Consider the following 9,302-nt stretch of genomic DNA (forward strand, 5'->3'; position numbering starts at 1 on the left):
AACGCTATTTATATCATGATGGAAACTCACAATCCCCTGCCCGCGCAGGAATGACAATGGGTGCTGGATGATAAATTCAAAATTAGAATTGCCGGAGGCTGTTACTCTTTGAGCCATTTCCCTTTTAAGACTGTTTTAACTTGATTATGTTAATCTGCAAGTAATTGTCAAAAATTAAGAAAAAGCATGATTACAACTGACGATTTATCCCGCATTAAACGTTGTGATGGATGTCGCCTAGAGGATATAAATGGAATATACGAAAGGTTAGAAGAGCTTATACTATATCTGAATTTAAACAAGAGGTTAACGCTCCTAACATTGGCCAATTACTTCGAGTTCACACTAGAGATGGGCGGACATTTTTTTTCCTATTTGCTAGTCAAACAAGCTCAAAGATTAATAAGTTTGATCGATAAGCTTAAGCAAAACCATAAAACCTAACTGGAATGGGCTATCCAACAAAAAGTAAAAAATGACTATAAACTAGGAACATCCTTGCTAAGGAAGAACCCCGGACAATTTAGTTCTTTGATATCTTTTTTAGATGAAGAACAAATACGCGAATTATTTGATGGAAAATTTGAAGTCAAAACGGAGTCCGGAATGTATTATTATTGTCAATTAGAGGTCTTATTAGATTCTACCCCCAAACGTAGAGTCTATATTTAACGCGCTCATGGAACGTATCCAAGACCCAAAATTAAAGTGGAACTATTGGCACAAGTGTTTGGTAGTCATTTAGTCGATATCACCAATCGGATAGCAAGCCTCGTGAAGGTGTATGCAACTATTTGATACCGGCTTTACTTCAAAGCAAAACTACAGAGACTTCATGCTGGGCCAGGACAATGTTGATTAGTGATACTAGTAGTCATATATTATAAGAGATAGGAGAGACAGCAACATCAAGATTATTGTTTGGAATGCTGCCCACACGTGCCCAAGAATTTACACGGACAGTAACCAATTTATTTTCACCGCGCAGAAAGCATAGGGGTGAGGTTAAGGGTAATAACAATCTGGAAATGACAAAAAATAGTATCCTATGCTACTTCGATCAGCGAGACTGTCCCAATATTCTCGCCATAACAAATGGTCCCCTTTGGCTGACAATTAGGGTTCCATTGAATGGTATTTTTCGGAAATAAAAGAATAACCGTTGAGCCCATTTTGAAATGCCCGATTTCTTCGCCGCGTTTAAATTTAATATTTTTTTCTCGGTAATTATGCACAGCAATGCCTTCCGCGGTTGGAACTATCGTGCCGTGCCATACGGTATTAATACTTCCCACGAGCATAGCGCCGACCAGAATAACAGCCATTAATCCGTTTTCGGTTTCAAACAAACAAACCCCACGTTCATTGCCCACAAATAAGCGTGGAACCGTTTGAACAGAAGCGGGGTTAACTGAAAATAACTTGCCGGGAATGTGAATCATTTCTATTAATCGACCATCCAATGGCATATGAATGCGATGGTAATTTTTAGGTGCTAAATAAGCAGTGAAAAAATCACCATCTAAAAACTGGCTAGCGCGATAAGGATCTTCGCCTAACAATGCTGGGATGGTGTAGTGATGGTTTTTTGCTTGGATTAGATTTTCACCCCTTATTTGTCCTATTTCGCTAATTATGCCATCGACGGGCGAAGCGATGGCGCGAGATTCCTCAACCACAGGACGCAATTCCTTTTTTAAATGGCGGGTGAAAAAGGCATTAAAAGACGGATAATGTCGGATATCCGGGTATTGCGCCTCTTGCATATCGATGCCGTAATGACGGATGAAAAGCCTAATCGCCCATTGCGTTAATAAACCCCATTCACGAGTCGCTAACCAACCCACGATTTTGGATAGGGTGCGCTGGGGAAGGTATTTATGTAATTTAGTCATGATTTTTTGAGATGCTTAGTTATGTTAGTATTCTATGGGTTTTTACCCTCACGGAGGATATCACATTTGAAAGTTTATTTGGTAGGCGGCGCTATTCGTGATCAATTATTGGGCTTGCCGGTCAAAGAAAAAGATTGGGTCGTGGTGGGTGCAACACCTGAAGAAATGATGGCTCGTGGGTTTAAACCCGTGGGAAAAGAATTCCCTGTTTTTTTGCATCCCGAAACACATGAAGAATATGCCTTGGCCCGGACTGAACGAAAAGTGGCAAAGGGTTACAAGGGATTTACCTTTTATGCCGTACCCGATGTCTCATTAGAAGAGGATTTAAAACGACGCGACTTAACCATTAATGCGATTGCCGAAACACCGGAAGGGCAACTTATCGACCCTTATGGCGGTCAAGAAGATCTTAAAAATAAGGTTTTGCGTCATGTTTCCGTCGCTTTCCAAGAAGATCCTGTGCGGGTTTTGCGTTTGGCGCGGTTAGCAACTAAATTTCCTGATTTTTCTATTCATCCCGATACGTTGGATTTAATGAAAAAAATGGTGTGCGCAGGTGAAATTGATGCACTGGTACCCGAACGTGTTTGGCAGGAATTAATTCGCGCCCTTGGCAACGAAAAACCAACTCGATTTTTTACCGTCTTAAATCAATGCGGCGCTCTCGCTATTTTATTCCCCGAAATTAAAATGGAAGGAAAAGGGATAGCCGCTTTGCAGTCTGTTACCGATAGAACACCCTCGCCTATTATTCGCTTTGCCACTCTTCAAAGCGATTTACCACCTGAAATAATTCAAAAATTGGCACAACGGTACCGGGCGCCTAATGAATATGCGGATTTAGTCATTTTAGTGGCGTGCTTTGGATCTGATTATGTCAATTTAAATAGAATGAATGAATCCAGATTACTCGATTTTCTTATTAAAACGGATGCGTTACGGCGTCAAGAACGCTTTGACCAATTTGTTTTTACCTGCGATTTAGTTTCTTCAACGACGTCACCCCAGCAAAAAAAAATTAAAGAAATTATTAAAGCGATTAAATCCGTCGATATTAAGCCTCTACAAGAAAAACAGTTAAAAGGCGAAGCGTTTGCAAAAGCATTAGAAAAATTACGTTTAGAAGCAATACGAACCCTTATTTCATAAGAGTAGCCCTTATGAGCAAAGCGAAATAAGGGATTATCGATGACCTGACAAACGCTCCACTTGATTCATACGAACAAATCCTAACAGGGATCGGCGATAATTTCGTGTAAGCGCGATGGCTTTAAATAATTCACCCATTTCACTGGGAAGCGTTAATTTTTTTATTTCCTGTGCAATCCGATAGTGTTCTGCAACATCTTCAAGTTGAGGCATGAGAGTCGCGATTCCGCAATTCAATAAAAATCCCGCCTGATGCGTGAATCCTTCTACCGCTAAACCTTGCGACGCAGCGGCTTCAGCAATCGCCGTAAAATCGACGTGCGCTGTGATATCCTGAATCCCCGTTAAAATAAGGGGATCAAAATGGCTGTGATGTCGATAATGACAAGCAATGGTCCCCCGATCGCGGTCCGTGTGATAATATTCGTGCTGCGGAAAACCGTAATCAATTAATAAAATTAATCCCTCTTGCAACATATCGGCTAATGAAGCGATCCAACCTTTCAACAGTAGATTAACTTCAGACTCGTAACCTTCAGGAAAATCAATGGTTAAATTTTTAATATAATCGTTTAGTGCAGCCGAAGGTTCGCCTATTTCCCAAACAAATTGTTGATTTTTCCAATTAACGTAAACTTCCTTAATACCGTTGTCGATTTTAAATTTATGGACGGGCATTGCATCAATCACCTCATTGCCAAGAATAATACCTTTAAAGGGCGAGCTCGGTGATCGATTCAACCATTTGACACGATGACTTAATTCAGGAATTTTATTTTTAATAAATTTTTCTTGTCGATCTCGAAGATCAGCACTGATTTCTAAAATAAAATAATTATTAGGTAAATAACTAATGCGCTGTAATTCACGTAAAATGTCTGCCGCCATTCGTCCAGAACCTGCTCCCAACTCGAGAATATCGCCTCCGTTTAAATCGATTAAGATCTGTTCACATTGGCGAGCAACACATTGAGAAAAGAGAGAGGATATTTCAGGGGCTGTCACGAAATCGCCTGCCGCTCCAAATTTGCGAGAACCCGCACTATAATAACCTAGACCTGGCGTATAAAGGGCGAGCTGCATATATCGAGCAAAGGTAAGCGGACCATTTTCAGCAATTTCACTCACGATATGTAGCCGCAATTGTTTGCTGTGTGCGTTTGCAACGGGATCGGGGGATGGCAAGTCGTTAGGCTGCATATTGATCGATTTGGTTTTTAAAGGGTTTTAAAGGCACAGTCCCCTTTAAGGAGAGGAGATATAATGCCAGAATAGCTGTGTGAAAATCTATCCCCCATCAAGGAATGAGCCTTATTTCAAACAATGAAGAAAAGAAGCCCCAGGGTGCGTTATTGTATTGCCATTGTGCTTATTAGTGCTTTGCTCATCAGCGGCTGCACTACACTACGTTTGCCGAATCAATCAACGTCGGTTTACCACCAACAAACCTGGGCACAGCGTTATTATGATTTGAGTCGTATTTCGCAATGGAATATTGACGGGGCTTTTAGGATTCAGCAGCCGGGTAAAGCGATCATCGCGGCTTACGATTGGCAACAAAAAGGGATGAACTATCACATTCGAATTCATTCTTCGCTGGATATTTACAGTGTCAACATTTCCGGTCGTCCTGGAATGGTCACGTTATGGTGCTCATCGCAACAACATTACACGGCAAGCACCCCCGAACAGTTGATGCAACAACAATTGGGTTGGCAGCTTCCGCTATCTAATCTCTATTATTGGATTCGAGGCATCCCCGCCCCCGGCGCCTATCAAGCTGATTTCGATACTTATACGCATTTAATCGCGCTGCAACAAAGCAGTTGGGATATCCGTTTTTCTCAATACACAACAGTCGGCTCAGTGGATTTACCGCGCACTTTACAATTAAGTAACGGCTCACTCGCTGTGAAAATTATTATAAAGCATTGGCAATGATGTCTTCTCCCGTTGCCACTTTGACGGGGCCGCTAAAACTGTTAATATGGTTGCGCGTCCAGCTTAAATTTAATCCCTTGGGGTGTCGCCAAGTGGTAAGGCACTGGGTTTTGATCCCAGCATTCCCAGGTTCGAATCCTGGCACCCCAGCCATGTATAAATTGTATAAATAAAGGAAACTTCGTGCCTAACGTTGATGACATCCGCATCTTTCATGGCAGTGCGAATCCGTCTCTCGCTGAGAACGTAGCCAAAGAGTTAAACACTACCATTGGAAATGCGTTGATTAGCCGGTTTAGCGATGGGGAAATCCGCTTTGAAATTGAAGAAAATGTGCGAGGCCGCGATATTTATCTCATTCAATCGACAGGGCACCCCACTAACGAACATGTCATGGAGTTGATCTTAATGGGCGATGCTTTTCGGCGCGCTTCAGCGGCGAGCATCACCGCCGTTGTGCCTTATTTCGGTTACGCTCGACAGGATCGACGTGTTCGTTCCTCCCGAGTACCTATCAGCGCCAAAGTAGTGGCTGATATGATGCAAAAAGTGGGCTTCTCGCGTCTTATCACCGTTGATCTTCACGCTGATCAAATTCAGGGTTTTTTCTATATGCCGGTGGATAATATTTATGCCAGTATTACGGCTTTAGAAGAATACCGTTTGCTCGACAAGCTGGAGACTCCGATGATTGTTTCTCCTGATGTGGGGGGAGTCGTCCGCGCGCGAGCGATTGCCAAACGCCTCAATGACTCTGACTTAGCCATTATCGACAAGCGACGCCCGGCGCCCAATCAGGCAGAAGTCATGAATGTCATCGGTAACGTCCAAAATCGTCATTGCGTTATCGTCGACGATATCGTCGATACGGCGGGCACTTTATGTCATGCGGCTTCCGCGCTTAAAGAGAAGGGAGCACTGACAGTTTCTTCGTATTGCACTCACCCCGTTCTATCGGGAAATGCGGTCAAAAATATTATGGACTCTGATATTGATAAGTTGATTGTCACGGACACCATTCCGCTGCACGAAGAAGCCGCCAAGTGCCGCAAAATCACACAAATTTCGTTAAGCCATCTTATTGCGGAAACCATTTCTCGCATTAATCAGAAAGAGTCAGTGAGTTCGATGTTTTTGGATTAAAAGAAAATGAAGGAAGTGCTTCGGGGAAAGACAGCCCTCTTCGCATTACCTTACAAACCGTTTTTATTAAACCAACAATGGATACTGTCGAGTATCATTTTCTTTTCTCTCTTATTTAAGTTAAGCTTTTTTATCTGTTACCATGGGGAAATTTATCAAATTATTCGCACAGATTCATTCGATTATCTTAGGCCTGCAAAAACGCTCCTATTAAACGGACATTATGGTGACCTATTTGAACGAACACCCGGGCATCCCAGTTTTATCGCTATTATTTTTTCTTTATTCGGCCAGTATTTGGCCGCCATTGTTATGGCGCAAATACTATTAAGCAGTTTATTGATTATCAAAGCTTATTTAGATAGCTTACCGATTTCGCTATCCCCCGCTTACCTTTCAGCTTTCCTTATCGCTTTCAATTTCCTCCTATTAAGATATACCTTAGTGATCTTAATGGAACTCCTTTTTGCTATCGTTATTGGTTTCACCTTTTTAATTGCGAGGTATTTGTTTTCAAGTCGTTCCTACAAATTAGAGCTTATTTTTTCATTAGGTTTATTCTGGCTTTCGCCACTTTTATCGGATCTATTAGTTATCATTTACTTTTTCCAGTGGCTATTGGAACTACAATCTATTTTATTCGAAATCGCTTTCCCTGGAAATTGCACTTTAACACCTTCACCTATAGCAATATAATGGCTTTCTATCTGTACTGGAATTACATGGGCGATATTATTCAAAAACCCAAAGATCCTCCGCCTAAGAATGTAAAAGCTCTAATCGAAAAACTTAAAGAACAGGAGCCATTATCTCCTGCGAAAAAAACGAAATTATGGCGAAGACAGCCCTGGCTTTTTTAATTAAGCGCTCTGTTGGCTTGGTTAAAAAAATGATCGCGGGCTTCCCTCACTTAATGTTAGGCTCAGATGCTGCTTTTGCTCGATTTTTTTTAGTCCTGACATTAAGTACCTTGTGTTTAAACACAAAAAACAGGAGTTATCGCATTTTTGCATTTCAAAGCTATTAAAAAATAACAGTCGGGGTGAATTTTTCTCGGTGGTTGTCGCAGCTCTTATGCAACTTTTTTTACTTATTTCTTCGTAGCTATAGCGTTGCTGACCTTGTTTAAATTCAAATTGAGCGAAAATTATTTCTAGCACTTGTTTTTACTGGAGTGTGCGCTGTATTTTATTACCCTCTCTTCGAACGCTGTTTCAACCGACCGATTTCGTGCACCTTTTGAATTACTTATCGTAATTTACGCAACTTATGGATGGGTCTATTCGTTTCGTTGGATAAAAAGAAAGTTTTTTGATTTTGATTCACGCCGCTACCCAGCCGACCGAAGCATAAAAGTCAATGAGTAATTGAAATGGCAGTCGAAAGCGCCCATAAGAAGTATTGTTAGATCAGAGCAAGATGAAATACAAAGCGATGCCAGCAAGAAAAAGAGATGAGATAAAAGTTCATTGATATCTTGGCTAAAATCTCATCGCCAAAATAACTGTTGTATTTTTTTGTGCATTTCTCAATAAAATTTAATGTTTTTTGGGCGGCAAAAAATCAACCAAAATGGGGTTTGAACCCAATATTAATTTAGTAAACTCTATTCCCATTTTTTTGAGAGCTAAAGACGGATGGTTGGTTATAATTTTAAAATTAGCTTTTAAATAATGTGACTAGAGATCACAATATTTTTCAATATATAAGTCGTAATTCTGAGGGAAATAATTTTTAACATTAGCAGGGGTGGTGATTCCACTCTATTGAAAGGTGCCCATAGCTATTTTATTTCGAATTTGCCAACCTCCTACCAATAAAACATTGCGTAAGAGTATTAATAATATTATCAGAAATATCTTTTTAAAGTGTAATTTTTCGAACTTCAAATAAATAGGCCTGCTACGCTAGGAAATAGCAAATAATAATTAACCGGACGAATGAGCGTCGCGATAGCAAAAAACAACCTGAGTAAAAAGGCATATCTATATTTCGGGTTACTCTCCGTTAATATCCAAACGCCAAATAAAAAACTAGGCTTAGCGTCACCGCGTAAAAATAATCGGTTAGCACAAAATAGGCATAGCTGAAAAAAAGATAATCGACAGCAAAAAAAAAGAGCCGTAATTAACTCTGTGCAGGCATCAAATAATCGACGGGCTATTAAATAGCCGTAAAAAATTAGAATTACACTTAAAACAAGCTGAGCAATAATAATGGCCGATAAATTATCGTCATAATTTCCTTGTTTAAGAAGCGGTATGGCTAGCTTGAGGTATGCGTCGAAATCCGGTTGAAAGAGCTGATGAACATCGTCACGATAGAACGCAGAAAAGACCACCAATTTAAGTATTAAACTGGCGCAAAAGATACTAATCAATATCGGCCATTGATACTTCGCTTCTCCCCGCAGCATCAACAAATTTTTGTCCTATCATATTTTAAACATCCACTAAGGTTGTCGGCTTGCCCAACATAATATTTTTTTGAAATAGTAAAAATCTGCTGCAATTTTTTGATATTTCCGATAGGATTCGCTTATGAAAGACATCATATTAGCAGGCAGCACCGGATCACGACTCTATCCACTGACGTGTCTCATGAAGGTAAATAATGTCATGAGGACTCAGTCCCACTTCTTCATCTAGCCCCCGATTGGAATCTCAATGCCTTACGCAAGGTTTCGTTGGGTAACAATCCGCCTTGAGGAATTGCCAAGCGTCAGGATTACCTACCCCCGGCGCCCCCACAATAGCTCCCCTTGCCTGTTCATGATCACCATCCCGACGCCTAACCGAAAGCCGCGTTTATCAATAACGATACCATTTATCATCTTAACCCATTGTTTCATTGTAGTACTACTTGTCCCTCGTCTATCATTCCCAAAAGTGCTAAAAACTAAAAGCCCACTCGTCCCAGTGCACCTTTGGTGCGCTGGATCAACTATGTTTGAATTGCTGTGAGCAAGTTTGAAAACTGGATAATAAATAGTCATTTTACACACCTTATTCACAGCTTCACAGTGATACCGCAGTTAGCGATTTTTTCTGTTCAAATTTTTTTAATCTGGCATTGGCGATAACAATAATTTTTCGTATTAGTGCTACAAACGCTACCATTTTCTTTTTCCCTTTTTTAACGAGCCCCTCATAAAAGCTCTTTAATTCTGAA

Annotated in this window: 4 protein-coding genes, 1 tRNA gene and 4 pseudogenes; 5 read left to right on the forward strand and 4 right to left on the reverse strand. The window is 40.6% G+C overall.

The window, feature by feature from the left end:
• Positions 1-1,046: 1,046 nt before the first annotated feature.
• Positions 1,047-1,895, reverse strand: coding sequence for an archaetidylserine decarboxylase (asd, locus tag OWO34_RS08215; RefSeq protein ID WP_267257164.1), 849 nt, complete (start codon positions 1,893-1,895; stop codon positions 1,047-1,049).
• Between the two features lie 6 nt (positions 1,896-1,901).
• On the opposite strand from asd, the gene OWO34_RS08220 reads away from it, so the two are divergent.
• Positions 1,902-3,047 carry a multifunctional CCA tRNA nucleotidyl transferase/2'3'-cyclic phosphodiesterase/2'nucleotidase/phosphatase gene (locus OWO34_RS08220; protein WP_267257165.1) on the forward strand — a complete coding sequence of 382 codons (1,146 nt, stop codon included), beginning with the start codon at positions 1,902-1,904 and terminating at the stop codon, positions 3,045-3,047.
• 33 nt (positions 3,048-3,080) lie between these two features.
• Here the strand turns inward: OWO34_RS08220 and OWO34_RS08225 are convergent.
• A pseudogene (locus OWO34_RS08225) lies at positions 3,081-4,345 on the reverse strand (class I SAM-dependent methyltransferase).
• 6 nt (positions 4,346-4,351) lie between these two features.
• Between OWO34_RS08225 and lolB the strand changes: the two are divergent.
• From lolB to OWO34_RS08245, 4 genes and pseudogenes are all read left to right on the forward strand, one after another.
• A pseudogene (lolB, locus tag OWO34_RS08230) lies at positions 4,352-4,988 on the forward strand (lipoprotein insertase outer membrane protein LolB).
• A gap of 78 nt (positions 4,989-5,066) precedes the next feature.
• Positions 5,067-5,141, forward strand: a tRNA-Gln gene (locus OWO34_RS08235).
• Between the two features lie 30 nt (positions 5,142-5,171).
• Entirely contained in the window at positions 5,172-6,131 is a 960-nt protein-coding gene (locus tag OWO34_RS08240) for a ribose-phosphate pyrophosphokinase (protein WP_267257166.1), read from the forward strand.
• 6 nt (positions 6,132-6,137) lie between these two features.
• A pseudogene (locus OWO34_RS08245) lies at positions 6,138-7,498 on the forward strand (dolichyl-phosphate-mannose--protein mannosyltransferase).
• 518 nt (positions 7,499-8,016) lie between these two features.
• Here the strand turns inward: OWO34_RS08245 and OWO34_RS08250 are convergent.
• Positions 8,017-8,547: a hypothetical protein gene (locus OWO34_RS08250; protein WP_267257167.1), complete on the reverse strand. Its 531-nt coding sequence runs from the start codon at positions 8,545-8,547 to the stop codon at positions 8,017-8,019.
• A pseudogene (locus tag OWO34_RS08255) lies at positions 8,504-8,642 on the reverse strand (hypothetical protein). The gene OWO34_RS08250 and the pseudogene OWO34_RS08255 overlap by 44 nt, the downstream one beginning before the upstream one ends.
• Between the last annotated feature and the right edge of the window lie 660 nt (positions 8,643-9,302).

Origin of the sequence: Coxiella endosymbiont of Ornithodoros maritimus, from assembly GCF_907164965.1 — a bacterium.
Classification (GTDB): domain Bacteria; phylum Pseudomonadota; class Gammaproteobacteria; order Coxiellales; family Coxiellaceae; genus Coxiella.